Origin of the sequence: Streptomyces sp. S.PNR 29, from assembly GCF_030386795.1 — a bacterium.
In the GTDB taxonomy this organism is placed as follows: domain Bacteria; phylum Actinomycetota; class Actinomycetes; order Streptomycetales; family Streptomycetaceae; genus Streptomyces.
In genome coordinates this window covers 141591-158640 of the sequence record NZ_JANUQM010000016.1, presented here as the reverse complement: position 1 = coordinate 158640, position 17050 = coordinate 141591, and the positions used below count along the sequence as shown (strand labels likewise).

18 protein-coding genes and 1 tRNA gene are annotated in these 17050 nt (G+C 71.8%); 11 read left to right on the top strand and 8 right to left on the bottom strand.

The genetic code is table 11. The features are described 5' to 3' along the window. Positions 1-2: 2 nt before the first annotated feature. The 4 genes from NW895_RS34730 to NW895_RS34715 are packed head-to-tail and all read left to right on the top strand — an operon-like array spanning position 3 to position 3168. Positions 3-917 (top strand): ATP-binding cassette domain-containing protein, encoded by a 915-nt coding sequence (locus NW895_RS34730; protein WP_289940783.1) that lies wholly within the window; start codon positions 3-5, stop codon positions 915-917. 1 nt (position 918) lies between these two features. Beyond that, the gene (locus NW895_RS34725) at positions 919-1821 is read left to right on the top strand and encodes a sugar phosphate isomerase/epimerase (protein WP_289940781.1); all 903 of its coding nucleotides are present in this window, start codon (positions 919-921) and stop codon (positions 1819-1821) included. Between the two features lie 18 nt (positions 1822-1839). Beyond that, positions 1840-2859, top strand: a complete 1020-nt coding sequence (locus NW895_RS34720; protein ID WP_289940779.1) for a Gfo/Idh/MocA family oxidoreductase — start codon at positions 1840-1842, stop codon at positions 2857-2859. Positions 2860-2901: 42 nt separating this feature from the next. Continuing rightward, the gene (locus tag NW895_RS34715) at positions 2902-3168 is read left to right on the top strand and encodes a hypothetical protein (RefSeq protein ID WP_289940777.1); all 267 of its coding nucleotides are present in this window, start codon (positions 2902-2904) and stop codon (positions 3166-3168) included. 5 nt (positions 3169-3173) lie between these two features. Here NW895_RS34715 and NW895_RS34710 read toward each other — a convergent pair whose 3' ends face one another. After that, positions 3174-4196: a Gfo/Idh/MocA family oxidoreductase gene (locus NW895_RS34710; protein WP_289940775.1), complete on the bottom strand. Its 1023-nt coding sequence runs from the start codon at positions 4194-4196 to the stop codon at positions 3174-3176. A gap of 193 nt (positions 4197-4389) precedes the next feature. Here NW895_RS34710 and NW895_RS34705 point away from each other — a divergent pair, with 193 nt between their 5' ends. Then, a complete protein-coding gene (locus tag NW895_RS34705) occupies positions 4390-4992 on the top strand; it encodes a GPP34 family phosphoprotein (protein WP_289940774.1) in 603 nt (200 codons plus the stop codon). A gap of 45 nt (positions 4993-5037) precedes the next feature. On the opposite strand, the gene NW895_RS34700 is transcribed toward NW895_RS34705, so the two are convergent. From NW895_RS34700 to NW895_RS34690, 3 genes are read right to left on the bottom strand one after another with little or no spacing between them, the layout of a single operon-like run. Further along, positions 5038-6042: a Gfo/Idh/MocA family oxidoreductase gene (locus NW895_RS34700; protein ID WP_289940772.1), complete on the bottom strand. Its 1005-nt coding sequence runs from the start codon at positions 6040-6042 to the stop codon at positions 5038-5040. Between the two features lie 49 nt (positions 6043-6091). After that, entirely contained in the window at positions 6092-6868 is a 777-nt protein-coding gene (locus NW895_RS34695) for an SDR family oxidoreductase (protein WP_289940771.1), read from the bottom strand. A 15-nt stretch (positions 6869-6883) separates the two neighbouring features. After that, positions 6884-8062, bottom strand: a complete 1179-nt coding sequence (locus tag NW895_RS34690; RefSeq protein ID WP_289940770.1) for a phytanoyl-CoA dioxygenase family protein — start codon at positions 8060-8062, stop codon at positions 6884-6886. A 107-nt stretch (positions 8063-8169) separates the two neighbouring features. Between NW895_RS34690 and NW895_RS34685 the strand changes: the two genes are divergently transcribed. After that, the gene (locus NW895_RS34685; RefSeq protein ID WP_289940768.1) at positions 8170-9204 is read left to right on the top strand and encodes a LacI family DNA-binding transcriptional regulator; all 1035 of its coding nucleotides are present in this window, start codon (positions 8170-8172) and stop codon (positions 9202-9204) included. 67 nt (positions 9205-9271) lie between these two features. Then, positions 9272-9883: a TMEM175 family protein gene (locus tag NW895_RS34680; RefSeq protein WP_289940767.1), complete on the top strand. Its 612-nt coding sequence runs from the start codon at positions 9272-9274 to the stop codon at positions 9881-9883. Positions 9884-9889: 6 nt separating this feature from the next. Here the strand turns inward: NW895_RS34680 and NW895_RS34675 are convergent, their stop codons facing one another. Next, on the bottom strand, positions 9890-11053 hold the full coding sequence (locus tag NW895_RS34675) for a Gfo/Idh/MocA family oxidoreductase (protein ID WP_289940888.1): 1164 nt from the start codon (positions 11051-11053) through the stop codon (positions 9890-9892). 114 nt (positions 11054-11167) lie between these two features. On the opposite strand from NW895_RS34675, the gene NW895_RS34670 reads away from it, so the two are divergent. Continuing rightward, positions 11168-12193 carry a LacI family DNA-binding transcriptional regulator gene (locus NW895_RS34670; RefSeq protein ID WP_289940766.1) on the top strand — a complete coding sequence of 342 codons (1026 nt, stop codon included), beginning with the start codon at positions 11168-11170 and terminating at the stop codon, positions 12191-12193. Positions 12194-12532: 339 nt separating this feature from the next. Here the strand turns inward: NW895_RS34670 and NW895_RS34665 are convergent, their stop codons facing one another. After that, a complete protein-coding gene (locus NW895_RS34665) occupies positions 12533-13420 on the bottom strand; it encodes an EamA family transporter (RefSeq protein WP_289940764.1) in 888 nt (295 codons plus the stop codon). A gap of 68 nt (positions 13421-13488) precedes the next feature. On the opposite strand from NW895_RS34665, the gene NW895_RS34660 reads away from it, so the two are divergent. Together NW895_RS34660 and NW895_RS34655 are read left to right on the top strand one after the other, a co-directional pair. Then, the gene (locus NW895_RS34660; RefSeq protein ID WP_289940763.1) at positions 13489-14343 is read left to right on the top strand and encodes a LysR family transcriptional regulator; all 855 of its coding nucleotides are present in this window, start codon (positions 13489-13491) and stop codon (positions 14341-14343) included. A gap of 106 nt (positions 14344-14449) precedes the next feature. Beyond that, a tRNA-Pro gene (locus NW895_RS34655) sits at positions 14450-14523 on the top strand. A gap of 151 nt (positions 14524-14674) precedes the next feature. Here NW895_RS34655 and NW895_RS34650 read toward each other — a convergent pair. Further along, the gene (locus tag NW895_RS34650; RefSeq protein WP_289940887.1) at positions 14675-15313 is read right to left on the bottom strand and encodes an HAD-IA family hydrolase; all 639 of its coding nucleotides are present in this window, start codon (positions 15311-15313) and stop codon (positions 14675-14677) included. 133 nt (positions 15314-15446) lie between these two features. On the opposite strand from NW895_RS34650, the gene NW895_RS34645 reads away from it, so the two are divergent. Beyond that, a complete protein-coding gene (locus tag NW895_RS34645; RefSeq protein WP_289940762.1) occupies positions 15447-15881 on the top strand; it encodes a VOC family protein in 435 nt (144 codons plus the stop codon). Positions 15882-15942: 61 nt separating this feature from the next. Here the strand turns inward: NW895_RS34645 and NW895_RS34640 are convergent, their stop codons facing one another. Further along, on the bottom strand, positions 15943-17001 hold the full coding sequence (locus NW895_RS34640) for a LacI family DNA-binding transcriptional regulator (protein ID WP_354670146.1): 1059 nt from the start codon (positions 16999-17001) through the stop codon (positions 15943-15945). Between the last annotated feature and the right edge of the window lie 49 nt (positions 17002-17050).

The following is a 17050-nucleotide window of genomic DNA, read 5'->3' as shown; positions in this document are numbered from 1 at the left end:
CCATGACCAGCACCAACGGAACCGGCACCCACGGCGCCGTCCTCGCCGACACCGCCCCCGAAAAGGACCGCCCCGTCGTCCAGCTGAAGAACGCGGGCAAGTCCTACGGCAACATCCGCGCCCTGCACGGCGTCGACCTGGCCGTCCACCCCGGCAAGGTGACCTGCGTCCTCGGTGACAACGGCGCCGGCAAGTCCACCCTCATCAAGATCGTATCCGGACTGCACCAGCACACCGAGGGCGAGTTCCTCGTCGACGGCGAACCGGTGCACTTCGCCACCCCGCGCGAGGCGCTCGACAAGGGCATCGCCACCGTCTACCAGGACCTCGCCGTGGTCCCGCTGATGCCGGTGTGGCGCAACTTCTTCCTCGGCTCGGAGATGACCAAGGGCCCCTGGCCCGTCCGCCGCCTCGACATCGAGCGCATGAAGAAGACCGCGGACGAAGAGCTGCGCAACATGGGCATCGTCCTGGACGACCTGGAGCAGCCCATCGGCACCCTGTCCGGCGGCCAGCGCCAGTGCGTCGCGATCGCCCGCGCCGTCTACTTCGGCGCCCGTGTCCTGATCCTGGACGAGCCCACCGCCGCGCTCGGCGTGAAGCAGTCCGGCGTGGTGCTGAAGTACATCGCCGCCGCCCGCGACCGGGGCCTGGGCGTCATCTTCATCACCCACAACCCCCACCACGCCTACATGGTCGGCGACCACTTCAGCGTCCTGCGCCTGGGCACCATGGAACTCAGCGCCGCCCGTGACCAGGTCAGCCTGGAAGAGCTGACCAACCACATGGCCGGCGGCGCCGAACTGGCGGCTCTGAAGCACGAGTTGGCGCAGGTCCGCGGCGTCGACGTCGAGGAACTCCCCGAGGAGGAGGACCTCACCGCCCCCGTAGCGGCGTCTCCGGAAGGAAAGTCCTGACATGACCTCCCCCCTGGACCGCATCCGGGTCGGCTCCGCCCCCGACTCCTGGGGCGTCTGGTTCCCCGACGACCCCCAGCAGGTGCCCTGGGAACGCTTCCTCGACGAGGTCGCCGAGGCCGGCTACTCGTGGATCGAGCTGGGCCCGTACGGCTACCTGCCGACCGACCCGGCCCGCCTCACCGACGAGGTGAACAAGCGGAACCTCAAGGTCTCCGCGGGCACGATCTTCTGCGGCCTGCACCGCGGCCCCTCCGAGTGGGACTCCACCTGGGAGCAGGTCAGCCGGGTCGCCGCCCTCACCCAGGCGATGGACGCCAAGCACCTCGTCGTCATCCCGTCCTTCTGGCGGGACGACAAGACCGCCGAGATCCTGGAGCCGCCGGAGCTGACCACCGAGCAGTGGGCGTACCTGACCAAGGGCATGGAGCGGCTCGGCCACGAGGTGAAGGAGACGTACGGCCTGGACATCGTCGTCCACCCGCACGCCGACACGCACATCGACACCGAGGAGCACGTCGAGCACTTCCTCGACTCGACCGACTCCGACCTGGTCAACCTCTGCCTGGACACCGGGCACTACGCCTACTGCGGCGGCGACAGCGTCAAGCTGATCGAGACGTACGGCGAGCGCATCGGCTACCTGCACCTGAAGCAGGTCGACCCGGAGATCCTCGCGGACGTCCGCGCGAACGAGATTCCGTTCGGGCCCGCCGTGCAGCGCGGTGTGATGTGCGAACCGCCCGCCGGCGTCCCGGAGCTGGGACCGGTCCTCACGGCCGCCCAGAACCTGGGCGTGGACCTCTTCGCCATCGTCGAGCAGGACATGTACCCCTGCGAGCCGGACAAGCCGCTGCCCATCGCGGTGCGCACCCGCAAGTTCCTGAGGTCCTGCGGCGCCTGACGACCCGAAAGGACGGCCATGACTGAGTCCGCCACCCTTGGAGTCGCAGTCATCGGTACCGGAAAGATGGGCGCCGACCACGTGCGCCGTATCCAGGAGGTCACCAGCGGGGCACGGGTGACCGCCGTCGTGGACGTCGACGCGGAACGCGCGAAGGCCGTGGCGGCCCGCGTCGACGGCTGCACCGCCTACACCGACCCGGCCGCCGCGATGGCGGCGGCCGACGTCGACGCCGTCCTGATCGCCTCCCCGGGCCCCGCCCACGAGGCCACGCTGCTGACGGCCTTCGAGCACGACCTGCCCGTGCTGTGCGAGAAGCCGCTCACCCCGGACGCGGCCTCCGCACTGCGCGTGCTCCAGGCCGAGCAGCGACTCGGCCACCGCCGGGTCCAGGTCGGCTTCATGCGCCGCTACGACCCGGAGTACACCAAGCTCAAGGCCCTGCTCGCGACCGGCCAGCTGGGCCGCCCGCTGATGCTGCACAACCGGCACCGCAACGTCGCGAGCCCGCCCTTCTTCACCAGTGAGATGCTCATCAGCGACTCCGTGGCCCACGAGACGGACGTGACCCGCTGGCTGCTCGGCCAAGAGATCACGGCCGTCACGGTGCTGCGTCCGACACCGTCCGCGAACGCGCCGGACGGTATGACGGACCCCCAGTTCGTCGTCTTCGAGACCGACGGCGGCGCGATCTCGGACGTCGAGATCTTCGTCAACTGCGGCTTCGGCTACCAGGTCCAGGCCGAGGTGGTCTGCGAACGCGGCACCGCCCGCATCGGCGACGGTCACGCCCTGGTCACCAACATGGCCGGCCGGTGGGGCGGCACCATCGCCCAGGACTTCACCGAGCGCTTCGAGGCGGCGTACGACCGCGAGATCCAGGCCTGGGTCGACGCCACCCGCCGCGGCGGGGTGACCGGCCCGAGCACCTGGGACGGCTATGCCGCCGCGGCGGTCTGCGAGGCGGGCGTGCGGGCGCTGGAGGAAGGCGGCCGGGTGGAGGTGCACCTCGTGGAGAGGCCGTCGCTCTACGGGTGAGGGGCCGACTGACTCAGTTCGGTCGGCGGACCGCTGCCCCGGGTGTACTGGCGGTCCGCCGGCGAGGACTACCACCGGCCGCAAGACCTCCGCGAGGCCCTGCGTGAGCGCGTCGACCGCCTGCGGAAGGACACCGGCCGGCTGTTCGACCACCACCTCGCCGACACGCCCGGGACCAAGCTGGGCGGCCACCCGGGCTGGAGCCAGGAACCCGCCTGGCCGGACTGCGCGTCGTGCGGGCGGCGTCCACATATTCGAGGCCGCTCCTGTCCCGACCGCCCGATCGGCCACTGGTTCGACTGTTCCTGAGCGCGTCAGCTCCCGACGGCGGTGCGCGGCCGCGGATCGAAGCCGGCAGCGCGGTAACAGGCGTCGATCAGCGTCATCGTCGCCACGGCGTCGTCCGCGTCCAGGGGCACCGGCGTGCCCTCACGGACGCGGGCGGCGAAGGCCTCCAGCTGATAGGTGTACGACGAGCGCGTGCCGAGTTGTTCGGTGCGCTCGCCGTCGGCCGTGCGCACCACGACCCGGTCGTCCATCTGCGGCAGCACGAAGTTCGGGGCGGTGACCTCACCCCGGGTGCCGGCGATCCGGATGCTCATCTCCAGCTCGCCGTACGCCATGTGACAGCGGGCGGAACCCGTCGCGCCGCCGGGGAACTCCAGGTCGGCGTCCAGCCACTCGTCGACGCCGGGCGCGCCCGCGCGCTCCCCGCCCCGGGCGGAGACGAGCCGTGGCGCACCGCCCGCCCAGGGCGCGAGCATCCGCAGCGCGTGCAGGCTGTAGCAGCCCAGGTCCATCAGGGCGCCGCCGGCCAGCGGCAGCGACCAGCGCGGGTCGGTGTCCGGCGGGGCGGGGATCGCGACCAGCGCCTCGACGTGGCGCAGTTCGCCGAGTTCCCCGGAGGCCAGCAGCTCGTGCAGGCGCCGGGTGACCGGGTGGAAGAGGTAGTGGAAGGCCTCCATGAAGACCGTCCCGGCCTTCTCGGCGGCCTTCCGGACGTCCGTGGCCTCCTCCGCGTTGCTCGCCGACGGCTTCTCGGACAGCACGTGCTTTCCGGCCGCGAGCGCTGCCACGTTCCACGGGCCGTGCAGGCCGTTGGCGAGGGGGTTGTAGACGACGTCGATCTCCGGGTCCGCCACCAGGTCGGCGTACGAGTCCGCGACCCGCTCCACACCGTGTTCCTCGGCGTAGGCCTGCGCGCGGGAGCGGTCGCGGGCGGCCACCGCGACGAGGCGGTGGCCGGTCGCCCGGGCGGGGGCGATGAGGGAGCGTTCGGTGATCCGTGCCGCTCCCAGCAGTCCTATGCGCAGTGGTTCCCGGCCCGCATCGCTCATGCCTGCCGTACCTCCTCCATCGTCACGGGACGGTGTGCCCGTGCAGGGACAGTGTGCACGCCTCGGGGTTCGGGCCCGCCTCCAGGGCGTCCTGGACGGCGCGGGGGCTGCCGGGGCGTCTTACGGATCCGCTCGCCCCGCGGGCGGCAGCGGCGTAGCGTGATCAGTGCCCGGCGGGCAGAGGGGAGCACCGATGAGCACTGCACGCGACCTGGTGATCGTGGCCCTGGACGTGGCGGCGATCCGTCCGGTGCCGCAGGGCGAGCTGTCGCTCGGGCTGGCGGGGGCCGAGATGATCGACCTGCACGGTGACGAGGCGGTGACGCTGGACGGCGACCGCATCCTGCCGCGCCTGGCGCCGCCCCTAGACGACCCTCTGCTGGAACAGGCCGCGACGGCGCTCCGGCGCGACGAGCCGTTCGAGTCGATCGAGGACTGGCTGTGGCGCAGGGGCCGCGGACTGGCCCAGGAGTACGTGACCGCCCTCCAGGAGGAGGGACTGGTCTCACGGCCCCGTGCCTCCTGGATCCCCTTCCGCAGCGCCAGGCCGACGCCGGTCGAGTCCCCTGCCCGGCAGCGGGCCAGGCACCGCTGGGCGGCCGACGAGCCGGTGCTCGCCACCCTCGCGGCGGTCGTCGGGGCACGCGACGAAGTGCCCGAGGACCTCACGGTCTCCGACGACGCGGCCCAGGCCGTGTTCGCCGCGGTGGCCGCCGCCGTGACGGAACTGGACGCCGTCCGCCACCGGCGGGCCATCGAGGACGCGGCGTTCGCCAACGTCTGGCGCGGTGCGTGAGCCGGCACGTGATCTGCGGCTCGCCCGCCCCGTGCCTGCCGTAGGTCAGACCGCCCGTACCTCCTCGATCGTCACGGGACGGTGCTCGTGCAGCGACAGTGTGCACGCCTCGGCGATCCAGCCCGCCTCCAGGGCGTCCTCGATGGTGCAGGGGGAGGGCCGGGTGCCGGCGACGACCTCGGTGAAGGCGGTGAGTTCGGCGCGGTAGGCCTCGGTGAAGCGGTCCATGAAGAAGTCGTGCGGGGTGCCGGCCGGGAAGGTCACGCCGGGCTCGACCGAGCGCAGCGGCAGCTTGTCCTCCAGGCCGACGGCGATGGAGTCCGTGAAGCCGTGGATCTCCATGCGGACGTCGTAACCCCGGGCGTTGTGGCGGGAGTTGGAGACCACGGCGATCGTGCCGTCGTCCAGGGTGAGGATCGCGCCGGTGGTGTCGGCGTCCCCCGCCTCCTTGATGTAGTCGGCGCCGCGATTGCCGCCGACCGCGTACACCTCGGTCACCTCACGGCCCGTCACCCAGCGGATGATGTCGAAGTCGTGCACCGAGCAGTCCCGGAAGATGCCGCCGGAAGCGGCGATGTACGCGGCCGGGGGCGGCGCCGGGTCCAGCGTGGTGGACCGTACGGTGTGCAGCTTGCCCAGCTCACCGCCCTGCACCGCGGCCCGTGCCGCGACGAAACCGGCGTCGAAGCGGCGGTTGTAGCCGATCTGGATCGGCACCTCCCTGCCCTGGACGGCCTTCAGCACGTCGACGCCCTCGCTCATGGTCCTGGCGACGGGCTTCTCGCAGAAGACGGGGATACCGGCCTCGACCCCGGCCAGGATCAGGGCGGGGTGGGCGTCCGTCGCGGCCGCGACGACGATGCCGTCCACGCCGGCGGACAGCAGAGCCTGGGGCGAGTCCACGACCTCCGCACCGAACCGTTCCGCGGCGGCCTTGGCGGCGTCCGCGAACGGATCGGTGACGACGAGCGAGGTGACGGCGTCCAGTCCGGAGAGGGTCTCGGCGTGGAAGGCGCCGATGCGGCCGAGGCCGAGGATTCCGATGCGCATGGGGGTGGGTGCTCCTTAGTGCGGGTTTCTTACGAGCGGAGGGAGTTCATCAGTCGAGGCCGCCGAGGACGTTCTGGTCCCAGTCGATCACCGAGCCGGTGACCACCCCGGAGCGGTCCGACAGCAGGAAGACCACGAAGTCGGCGATCTCGTCCGGCTGGCCGAGCTTGCCCATCGGCAGCTTCGCGGCGGCCTGTTCGCGCCAGTCGTCCCCGGCGCCGTGGAACGTCTTCTGGGTGGTGTCCTCGCCCTCGGTCGCGGTCCAGCCGATGTTCAGACCGTTGATCCGCACCCGGTCCCAGCGGTGCGCGTGCGCGGCGTTGCGGGTCAGACCCATCAGCCCGGCCTTCGCGGCCACGTACGGCGCGAGGAACGGCTGTCCGCCGTGCGCCGAGGACGTGATGATGTTGACGACCGTGCCGGGCGCCTTCCGCGCCACCATGTCCGCGACCGCCGCCTGCATGGCGAAGAACGGCGCCTTGAGGTTGATCGCGATGTGCTGGTCGAACAGCTCGGGCGTGGTGTCCAGCAGCGTCCCCCGGGAGGTCAGCCCCGCGGAGTTCACCAGGCAGTCGATACGGCCGTAGGCGTCCACCACCTGCGCGACGGAGGCCTTCGCCTGCTCGGCGTCGGCGAGGTCGGCGCGGACGAACGTGGCCTTGCCGCCCGCGGCGACCAGCTCCTCCACCAGGGCCTCGCCGGGTTCGGGGCGGCGCCCGGTGACGGCCACGACCGCCCCCTCGCGGACGGCGGCCCGCGCGATGGCGGCGCCCACGCCCTGGCTGCCGCCATTGACCAGGACGATCTTGTCGTCGAGAAGTCCCATGGGTGTCAGGTCCTTTCAGCTCTCACGCCGCTGGGCGCCGGCCCGCAGCTCCTGCCGCAGGGTCCGCGGGGTCCACTCCTCGCGCAGCGCCCGCCGCACGACGTCCGCCTGCGAGGGCGGGGCCGGCCCGGTGAGATCGCCGCCCGGCGGGTCGCTGTCGAGGTTGGTGGGGAAGGGGTAGCCCTCGGCGCTGGCCGCGATCACGTTCTCCAGCCACTGCTCGCCGACGCCCTCGGCCCTGCGCTGCAACAGCACGGGGTACACGGCACCCGCGATCGCCTCGCGGTCCACCGTCTCCATCGCCCGCCCGAACGCGGAGGACACCTGGAGCAGGTTCGCCATGCGCCGGATGTCCGTGGAGCGGTTGGTGCCGGCGGCGTGGAACAGCGCGGGGTTGAAGAAGGCCGCGTCGCCCTTGGCCAGGGGGAGCTGGACGTGGTGGGCCCCGAAGTAGGCCTGGAACTCCGGCAGGCGCCAGGCCAGGTAGCCGGGGCCGTACTTCTGCGAGTGCGGCAGGTACATCGTCGGGCCGGTCTCGACGGGCATGTCGCAGTGCGCGACGGCGCCCTGGAGCGTGAGCACGGGGGAGAGACGGTGCACGTGCTCCGGGTAGGCGGCCGCGACCTCGCCCGAGAGGAAGCCGAGGTGGTAGTCGCGGTGCACGGTCTGCGCGGCGCCGCCCGGGTTGACGACGTTGACCTGGGAGGTGACCTGGTAGCCGGGGCCGAGCCAGGCCTGGGACACCAGGGCCAGGATGTCGTTGGCGTAGTAGTCGGCGAACGCGGCCGGGTCGTACAGGGCCGCCTTCTCCAGCGCGTTCCACACCCGGTCGTTGGCGCCCGGCTTGGCGAAGTGGTCGCCGGCGGTCGCCCCCGAGGCCCGCTGCTCGGCGATCAGGGCGCCGAACACCTCGGTGGCCCGGTCGACGACGCCCAGGTCCGCGAAGGCACCCCGGAAGACCACGATGCCGGGTCCGTCGGCGAGGGCACGGACCAGCTCGGCCTGGATCTCGCGACGGTCCCCGCCGGGGCGGCGGAGCCGGTCGGCGTCGTAGACCAGGACGTTCCGCTCCACGCAGGAGGCGTGCGGGTAGTCGGCGGGGTCGGTCGTCCGCTCGACGAGGGCGCGGAACGTGTCGAGGTCGCAATCCTGCTCGGACAGCCAGGCACGGCGGTGTGCGGCGGTGACGGACATGGTCGTCCTTTCGGTGACAGGGGCGACGCAGCGCTGTCATTCTTGTTCTGACAAACCCGTCGAACAACCAGCAGGGACCCATCAAAAACCCCTCAAGGAGCCGGCGCATGGGCCATCCCTTCCCGATCCGGGAGATCGCACGTCAGGCAGGCCTGAGCGAGGCCACCGTGGACCGGGTGCTGAACGGCCGGGGCGGCGTGCGGGAGAGCACCGCGCAGGAGGTGCACCGGGCGATAGCCGACCTCGACCGGCAGCGCACCCAGGTACGCCTGGTCGGCCGCACCTTCATGATCGACATCGTGATGCAGGCGCCGGAGCGGTTCACCACCGCCGTACGGGCCGCCCTGGAGGCCGAACTGCCGTCCCTGCATCCGGCCGTGGTGCGCTCCCGCTTCCACTTCCGGGAGACGGGCCCCGTCGAGGAGCTGATCGGAACCCTGGACCGGATAGCCCGGCGTGGCTCCCAGGGGGTGATCCTCAAAGCTCCGGACGTGCCCGAGGTGACGGCCGCCGTGGGCCGCCTGGTCGCCGCGGACATCCCGGTCGTGACGCTCGTGACCGACCTGCCCGCCAGCGCGCGGCTCGCCTACGTCGGCACGGACAACCGGGCGGCGGGGGCGACGGCCGCGTACCTCATGGGCCAGTGGCTGGGTGACCGCCCCGGCAACATCCTCACCAGCCTCAGCAGCGGTTTCTTCCGCAACGAGGAGGAGCGCGAGATGGGGTTCCGCAGCGCCATGCGCGCCCGGCACCCCGAGCGCGCACTCGTCGAACTCTCCGAGGGTCAGGGGCTGGACGCCACCCAGTACGACCTCGTCCGGGCCGCGCTGGAACGCGACCCGGGGATCCGGGCGGTGTACTCGATCGGCGGGGGCAACATCGCCACCCTGCGTGCCTTCGAGGATCTCGGCCGGGAGTGCGCCGTCTTCGTCGCCCACGACCTCGACCACGACAACACCCGGCTGCTGCGCGAGCACCGCCTGTCCGCCGTGCTCCACCACGACCTGCGCCAGGACATGCGCGAGGCCTGCCACATCGTCATGCGGGCCCATGGCGCCCTGCCGCCCGCGGGGCCCACGCTGCCGTCGGCGATCCAGGTGGTGACGCCGTACAACATGCCGACGCAGGCGACGGCCGTGTGACCCGCCTCAGCGACGGACCGGGCGTGTACGACCGCGTGGCGGGCCTCGGCTCCCTACCGTCGACCGCATGTGGAAGTCACCCCCGGACGGCGGGCCCGAGCGGTTGATCGCGCTGGCCGACGGCGTGTTCGCCATCGCCATCACCCTGCTCGTCCTGGATCTCACCGTGCCGAGAGGGCTGACCTCCGCGCAGTACCACGAGGCACTGCGCGAACTCGTCCCGGAACTGGGGGCCTACGCGCTCAGCTTCGTGGTGCTGGCCGGCTTCTGGCGCGGGCACCGGCAGATCTTCCGCACCGTCCGGCAGGTGGACCGGCAGGTGATCACCCTGTCCATGTTCGGTCTGGGCGTCGCGGCGCTGCTGCCCTTCCCCACCAGGCTGATCTCCGACTACGGCGACGAAGCCGTCTCGGTCGCCGTCTACGCGGCGGCGGTCGCCTCGCTCGGCGCCGGCCATCTCGCGCTGCTCGTGGTCCTGGACCGGCGCCCCTGGCTGCGCGACGCCGCGACCCCGGAGGCGGGCTTCGGGCAATACGGCCTCGACCTCGCCACGACGGTGGCGGTGTTCCTCCTCACCATTCCGCTCACCTTGGTGATGGGGTCCGGGGCCATTCTGTGGTGGCTCGTCCTGATCCCGGCCAAGATCATCCTCGGCCGACGGGCTCGCCGGGCACGCTGACCCCGGTCACGACGGCGAGTCCACCGTCACCCAGGCACCGCTTCGAGCCGACCGCGCCATCGCGTCCAGCGCGGCGGCGCTGTGCACGGCGTCCGCGAGGGTGGCCCCGTACGGGGTTCCCTCGGCGATCGAGCGCAGGAAGCGGTAGGCCTCGATCACCTTCAGGTCGTCGTAGCCCATGGCGTTCGCGGCGCCCGGCTGGAAGGCGGCGAACTCGCCGTGCCCCGGGCCGACGTACACCGCGCTGACCGGCTGGTCCTGGTAGGTCGTACCCCGGCTGATCCCCAGCTCGTTCATCCGGCGGAAGTCCCAGAACACCGCGCCCTGGGTGCCGTGCACCTCGAAGCCGTAGTTGTTCTGCTCGCCGACCGAGACCCGGCAGGCCTCCAGGACGCCACGGGCGCCGGAGGCGAAGCGCAGCAGGCAGCTCACGTAGTCCTCGTTCTCGACCGGCCCGAGCTCACCGCCCGTCGCCCGGCTGTGGCCCGCGGTGGCGCCGGCCGGGCGGGCCCTCTCCGGCAGGAAGATCGCCGTGTCGGCGGTCAGGGACGCGATGTCGCCGAGCAGGAACCGGGCGAGGTCCGCGCCGTGGGAGGCGAGGTCGCCGAGCACTCCGCTGCCGCCCCGCTCCCGCTCGTACCGCCAGGTCAGGGCGCCCTCCGGGTGCGCCGCGTAGTCGCTGAACAGGCGGATGCGGACATGGGTGACGCTGCCGATCTCGCCGGACGCGATCAGATCACGGGCGGCCTCGACAGCGGGCGCGTTGCGGTAGTTGAAGCCGACCGCGCCCTGCACACCGGCCTTGGCGACCGCGTCGGCCACCGCGCGGGCGTCCTCGGCCGTCAGGCCCACCGGCTTCTCGATCCAGATGTGCTTGCCGGCCTCGGCCATCGCGACGCCGATCTCGCGGTGCAGGAAGTTCGGGGCGGTGATGCTGACCGCCTTGACGCGCGGATCGGCGGCCACCTCACGCCAGTCACGGGTCGTCGAGGCGAACCCGAACTGCGCGGCGGCCTCCTCGGCCCGGCCCGGCACCTCCTCGGCGACGGTCACGAGTTCCGGACGCAGGGAGAGGTGCGGATAGTGGTGCGGGACGCGGGCGTACGCCTGGGTGTGCACCCGGCCCATCCAGCCGAAACCGACGACGGCGACGCCGAGCGTGTCCACCACCATGAGAGCCCCTCTTTGGACCGGTCCATCAACGTTCCAGCCCACCCTGTGGGCCCTGATGCAGCGATGTCAACCCTTTGACAAGGCGAGGCGACTCATGGAACGGTCCAATGCATGAGAGCGCCGACCATCCGAGACGTGGCCGAACGCGCAGGTGTCTCCAAGTCGCTGGTCTCGCTGGTGCTGCGCGGCTCCGAGCAGGTCCGGCCGGAGAAGCGGGAGGCGGTGCTGCGGGCCGTACGGGAGCTCGGCTACCGGCCGAACGCGGCCGCGCGCAGCCTCAGCGAGCAGCGCACGCGCACGATCGGCGTCCTCCTCAACGACCTGCGCAACCCCTGGTTCGTCGACCTCCTCGACGGGCTGAACTCCCTGCTGCACGACAACGGCCTGCACATGCTGCTCGCCGACGCCCGCCTGAACCGCCGCACCGGCCAGGATCCCACCGATCCCTTCCTGGACCTCGGCGTCGACGGCCTGGTCGTGGTCGGCACACTGCCCGACCCGGCCGCGCTCGGGGCGGTCGCCGCTCGCATACCGGTCGTCGTCGCGGGTGCCCACGAGCCGGTGCCGCCCGGCGTGGACGTCGTCGCCAACGACGACGCGCAGGGCGCACGGCTGGTCACCGAGCACCTCGTCGGCCTCGGTCACCGCCGCATCGCGCACATCGCGGGGTTCGGCGCCGTCGGCGAGCTGCGCCGGCGCAGCTTCGAGGCGACCATGGGCGAACACGGCCTCGCGGACCAGGCGCTGGTCGAGCCCAGTGACATGACCGAGGAGGGCGGCTACCGCACCACCGTCCGGCTGCTCAGCCGCGCCGACCGGCCCACCGCCGTCTTCGCCGTCAACGACATCGCCTCCGTCGGCGCCGTGTCGGCAGCCGAGGAACTGGGTCTGCGCGTCCCGCACGACCTGTCCGTGATCGGCTACGACAACACCAGCATCTCCCGGCTGCGCCACGTGTGGCTCACCACCGTCGACAGCGCCGGCCACGAGGTCGGCCGCCGCGCGGCCCGCTGCCTCCTCGACCGCATGGACACGCCGGGGGGAGAGGGACGCGTCCACCTCGCCGCGCCGACACTGGAGATCCGCGGGACGACGGCCCCGCCGCCCCGGAGGACCGCCGCCAAGCGTCGAAGGTGACGACGGCCTTCTCGGCGGCCCCCGGCGCCGACGCCGGAACGAAGGCCCGCTCCGCCGCGGAGGACGGGAGGCGATGGCCGAGTCTCCCTTGGCCGGCCGGGCCGGCCAGGCAGGAGCGTCTGACTGGCCGTGGCGGGGCTGTCGCTTCACCGGGCCGCCGGCTTCGTCTGCCACGCCGGGATTCCGCTCGACTTCCCACTCTCCGCGTGACCTCCTGTCAGGTCGTGCCCCGGTCCGCCTGGTTGATACGGCGGCTCGCATGGTCCGGTCCGAAGCGCGGCCGGGGAGGAAACCGCGCCGATCCACGCGCCCCGGGGCTTTCGCGTACCGGCCCGCCCGTCACCTGCGCGACGTCAGGATGCTGAGCGCGTTCGCCCCGACCACCGCCGCGATACCCGCCCACTCCGGCCCGCCCAGGTGCTGCCCGAGGACGACCCGGCCGACCACGGCCGCGAGGACCGGGTTGACGCTCATGAACAGACCGAAGGCCGCGGGTGGCACCCGGCGCAGGGTGAACAGGTCGGCGAGGTAGGGCACGGCCGAGGAGAGCACCCCGGCGGCCACGGCACACCCGGCGGCCCCCGCCGTCGGCGGATGGTGGAGGGCCACGACGAACCCGATCGGCAGGAACAGCACGGCCGACACCCCGGCCGCGGCCGCCGACCCCTGCGCGCCCGGGACACGTCGGCCGACGGTGTGGTTGAGCAGGATGTACGACGCCCAGCACACGGCGGCCAACAGCCCCAGCCCCATGCCGAGACAGTCGGTGGAGGCCTGCGGCCGCATCAGCGTGACGACCCCCGCCGCGGCGACCAGCGCACAGCACACGTCCACGCGCCGCCGGGTGGCCAGCAGGGCGATCGTCAGCGGGCCGAGGAACTCCAGCGTCACCGCCAGCCCGAGGCCGATGCGGTCGACCGCGCTGTACAGGGACAGGTTCATCGTCCCGAACACCACGGCCAGCAGCAGCACGGGCCACCACTGCCGCCAGGTGAACGACCGCAGCCGGGGACGGCTGACGGCCAGGAGCACCGCCGCGGCGACGTACTGGCGCACCGCGACCACGCCGACGGGCCCGATGACGGGGAAGGCGAGCGCGCCGATCGCAGCCCCGGTCTGGTTGGACAGCCCGCTGCCGACCATCGTGGCCACCCCCGCCAGGCGGTTGCGGGACGGCAACTGCGGTGTCGCGGGCGCTTTCACGGGGTGTGCGGGGGCTTCTTGCATGCGCTGATCGTGCCCCCGCCCGGGACTTGCGCAAAATGCATTCGCTGTTCGATCTATACGCTGCGCTCATGGATGTGGAGCTGAGGCAGTTGCGCTGTCTCGTCGCGATCGTCGACGAGGGCACCTTCACCGACGCCGCCCTCGCACTCGGCGTCTCGCAGGCTGCCGTCTCCCGCACGCTGGCCTCCCTCGAAGGGGCCCTGGGCGTACGGCTGCTCAGACGGACCTCGCGCGCGGTGACGCCGACGAGCACCGGACTGCGCGTGCTGGCGCACGCCCGGCGGGTGCTCGCCGAGGTGGACGATCTGGTGCGGGACGCCCTGTCCGGCCACGCCCATCTGCGGATCGGGTACGCCTGGGCGGCGCTCGGCCGGCACACCCTCGCATTCCAGCGCCGCTGGGGCGCCGAGCACCCGGAGACGGAGCTGCACCTGGTGCGCGTCAACTCGCCCTCGGCCGGCCTCGCGGAGGGCGCCTGCGACCTGGCCGTCGTACGCCGTCCGCTCGACGACCGGCGGTTCGGGTCGGCCATCGTGGGGCTGGAGCGGCGGCTGTGCGCCCTGGCCTCCGACGACCAGCTGGCCCGGCGCCGCTCGGTGCGGCTGGCGGACCTCACGGGCCGTACGCTCCTCGTCGACCGCCGCACCGGCACCGCCACTCCGGACCTGTGGTCGCCGGACGCCCGCCCGGCCATCGAGGAGACGCACGACGTGGACGACTGGCTGACCGTGATCTCCACGGGCCGCTGCGTCGGCATGACCGCGGAGTCGACCGCCAACCAGTACCCGCGGCCCGGTGTCGTCTACCGGCCGGTGCCGGACGCCGAGCCCATCGCCGTACGGCTCGCCTGGTGGCAGGACGACCCCCATCCCGCCACACAGGCCGTGCTGGAACTGCTGACCTCGCTCTACCGCGCGTCCTGACCGTGGCGACTACAGGCACACCGACCTCCTGGCCGAGCCGGAGCCTGTCGCACGCATGAGGTAGGCTCGACCTGCGCGATCACGCGGAACTCCGGGTGAAGCGCGCCGGGACGTGGCGCAGCTTGGTAGCGCACTTGACTGGGGGTCAAGGGGTCGCAGGTTCAAATCCTGTCGTCCCGACAGAGTACCTGGGGGGTATCTGCCCAGGTCGGGGCCTTGTTCCACTGCGGTGGGACGGGGCCCTTGGTCGTTTCCGGGACGAACCCCGGATCGCTGTGCCCCACCCAGGCAAAGACGACCTCCCAGTACTGTCCGGTGCCGGCGGAAGGGCTCAGACTCCGGCATCCTCCTGTGGGCCGGACATGCGGGCCAGGATGTGAGGGACTGCGTCACGCAGGCTGACGAAGTGGCGATGCACGCCCTCCACCGCGGCAGCGGCGTTCACGCCCCACACCGTCATCCCGGCGCTCAGCCCGGACCGCACTCCGGACGGGGCGTCCTCGATGACCAGGCAGTCCCCTGGCTCGGCACCCAGCCGTGCAGCGGCCTGCAGATACGGCACGGGAGAGGGCTTGCCCTCTTCCACAGCGGCCGCGTCCACGATCACGTCCGGCACCGGCAGGCCCGTGCGCAGGAAACGGCCACGCACCCGGTGCTCGTAGTTCGAGGTCACCAGCGCCCAGGCACCCGGCGGCAGGCCGTGCAACAGCTCCGACGCGCCGTCGAAAGCCGCATAGACGCCGGACCGCACGTCCTCGTCCTCCAGTTCGTGCAGCAGGGCCAGGCACTCGCTCGGATCACGGTCGGCGGCGACCTCAGCGAACGTCTCCATCGGCCGCGTCCGCAGAGCCACCCGGTAGACCTCGTCGGCATCCAGCCCGTACCGCATCGCCCAGGTTCCCCAGACCCGGCGCTGGTTGCTCACGGCGTCGATCAACGTGCCATCGACATCGAACAGCACGTACTTCATGCGGCCCGGCCGCCCAGGTTCGGTCACGTGTCGATCATGCCAGGCGGTTGTCGGGGGAGGAGTTCTTGCTCCCGCCAACAGGCCGGTCCGCGCCGGGAGATGAGCAACAGAGTCCCCTTGCTATGGTTCGCCGATGTCATCGATCAAGCAGTTCCAGGTCACCTTCGACTGCGCAGAACCTGCGCGCCTCGCCGGTTTCTGGTGCGAGGTGTTGGGATATGCCGTACCGCCGGTCCCGCAGGGGTTCGCCACTTGGGAGGACTACCATCGCTCGCTGCCGCCTGAGGATCAGGTCACCTACTTCGCATGCAGTGATCCCTCCGGCGTGGGCCCGCGCTTGCTCTTCCAGCGCGTTCCCGAAGGGAAGATCGTCAAGAATCGGGTGCATCTCGACGTGCGGGCCGGCACCGGACTCGTGGGTGAAGAGCGCCTCGCCACGCTGGAGGCCGAATGCGCACGACTGGTCGCGCTCGGTGCGGTACACGTGCGAACGCTGCTTGCCGATGACGACAACGAGTCGTGCATCGTGATGCAGGACATCGAGGGCAACGAGTTCTGTCTCGACTGAGCCCCTTGTCCACTCGCCGGCGGAGCAACCCCGGGCACCGGCTTCCCCCCCGGAGCCACTCTCATCCGCGTCCGGACGGCGGCGGGGCCGTGGAGCCCCGGACCTGGAGTGCCGGCGTGATCAGCCGGGTGGTGGCCGGACGCGCGGGTTCCTCGATACGCGCGAGCAGGGCTTCGGCCGCCTGTCGGCCCACTTCGACGGCGGCGCCGTCCACGCTGGTCAGACAGATGGTACGGAGCTTCGCCAGGTGGGAGTTGTCGTAGCCGACCAGGGACAGACGGTCGGGCACCGCGATGCCGAGTTCGGCTGCCGCGGCCAGCGCTCCCATGCAGGACAGGTCGTTCGCGGCGAAGATCGCGGTGGGCGGTTCCGTCCGGCTCAGCAGGCGCAGCGCCGCCCGGTAGCCGGTCTCCTCGGTGAGGTCGGCGGGCTCGACGGCGATATGGGCGCCGAGCCCGTGGGCCCGCATCTCGTTTTCGTAGGCCTGCTGTCGCAGGGTTCCGACGGCTCCGGTGGGGGCGGAGATGTGGGCGATGCGCGTGTGGCCGAGTTCGATCAGGTGACGGGTCGCCAGAGCGCCCCCGGCCGTGTCGTCATTGGCCACCGTGTCCACGCACGGCGCGTCCATGTCACGACTGCCGACCACGACCGTCGGCACCTCCCCCGCCATCTTGGTGATGTTCGGGGACTGCGGCATCGTGCCCGCCAGAACCAGCCCGTCGATCCCCATTTCCAGGAAGGTCGCGGTCAGGGCCTCGTCGGTGAGGCGGTTGAGCTGTCCGTCGCCGAGCAGCAGACGCTGGCCGCGGGCGTGCAGAGGTGGGGTGAGTCCGCCGAGCATGTCCGCGAACCACGGCTGGTGGAGGTCGTTGAGCAGTACTCCGACGGCCCGGCTGCGCCGTTCGGCGAGGCTCCGGGCGGCGGAGTTGGTGCGGTAGTTGAGCTCCGTCACCGCACGCAGCACGGCTTCACGCTTGTCCCGGCTCACCTTCGGGGAATCGCGCAGCACCAGTGACACCAAGGACCTGGACACACCGGCCCGTTCGGCGACGTCCTCCATCGTCGGACGCCTGCCCCCGCGTCCGTCGCCGTCGTGTCCGCCGCTGTGGGCAGTGATCAACGTCGCCTCCGCCGGCCGCCTGTACACCGAACCGATCCGCGTGGGGCGG

Coding starts and splice junctions, on each gene's coding strand:
- NW895_RS34730 (WP_289940783.1), top strand. CDS start 3: ATGACCAGCACCAACGGAACCGGCACCCACGGCGCCGTCCTCGCCGAC.
- NW895_RS34725 (WP_289940781.1), top strand. CDS start 919: ATGACCTCCCCCCTGGACCGCATCCGGGTCGGCTCCGCCCCCGACTCC.
- NW895_RS34720 (WP_289940779.1), top strand. CDS start 1,840: ATGACTGAGTCCGCCACCCTTGGAGTCGCAGTCATCGGTACCGGAAAG.
- NW895_RS34710 (WP_289940775.1), bottom strand. CDS start 4,196: ATGAGCGATGCGGGCCGGGAACCACTGCGCATAGGACTGCTGGGAGCG.
- NW895_RS34705 (WP_289940774.1), top strand. CDS start 4,390: ATGAGCACTGCACGCGACCTGGTGATCGTGGCCCTGGACGTGGCGGCG.
- NW895_RS34700 (WP_289940772.1), bottom strand. CDS start 6,042: ATGCGCATCGGAATCCTCGGCCTCGGCCGCATCGGCGCCTTCCACGCC.
- NW895_RS34695 (WP_289940771.1), bottom strand. CDS start 6,868: ATGGGACTTCTCGACGACAAGATCGTCCTGGTCAATGGCGGCAGCCAG.
- NW895_RS34690 (WP_289940770.1), bottom strand. CDS start 8,062: ATGTCCGTCACCGCCGCACACCGCCGTGCCTGGCTGTCCGAGCAGGAT.
- NW895_RS34685 (WP_289940768.1), top strand. CDS start 8,170: ATGGGCCATCCCTTCCCGATCCGGGAGATCGCACGTCAGGCAGGCCTG.
- NW895_RS34680 (WP_289940767.1), top strand. CDS start 9,272: ATGTGGAAGTCACCCCCGGACGGCGGGCCCGAGCGGTTGATCGCGCTG.
- NW895_RS34670 (WP_289940766.1), top strand. CDS start 11,168: ATGAGAGCGCCGACCATCCGAGACGTGGCCGAACGCGCAGGTGTCTCC.
- NW895_RS34665 (WP_289940764.1), bottom strand. CDS start 13,420: ATGCAAGAAGCCCCCGCACACCCCGTGAAAGCGCCCGCGACACCGCAG.
- NW895_RS34660 (WP_289940763.1), top strand. CDS start 13,489: ATGGATGTGGAGCTGAGGCAGTTGCGCTGTCTCGTCGCGATCGTCGAC.
- NW895_RS34650 (WP_289940887.1), bottom strand. CDS start 15,313: ATGAAGTACGTGCTGTTCGATGTCGATGGCACGTTGATCGACGCCGTG.
- NW895_RS34645 (WP_289940762.1), top strand. CDS start 15,447: ATGTCATCGATCAAGCAGTTCCAGGTCACCTTCGACTGCGCAGAACCT.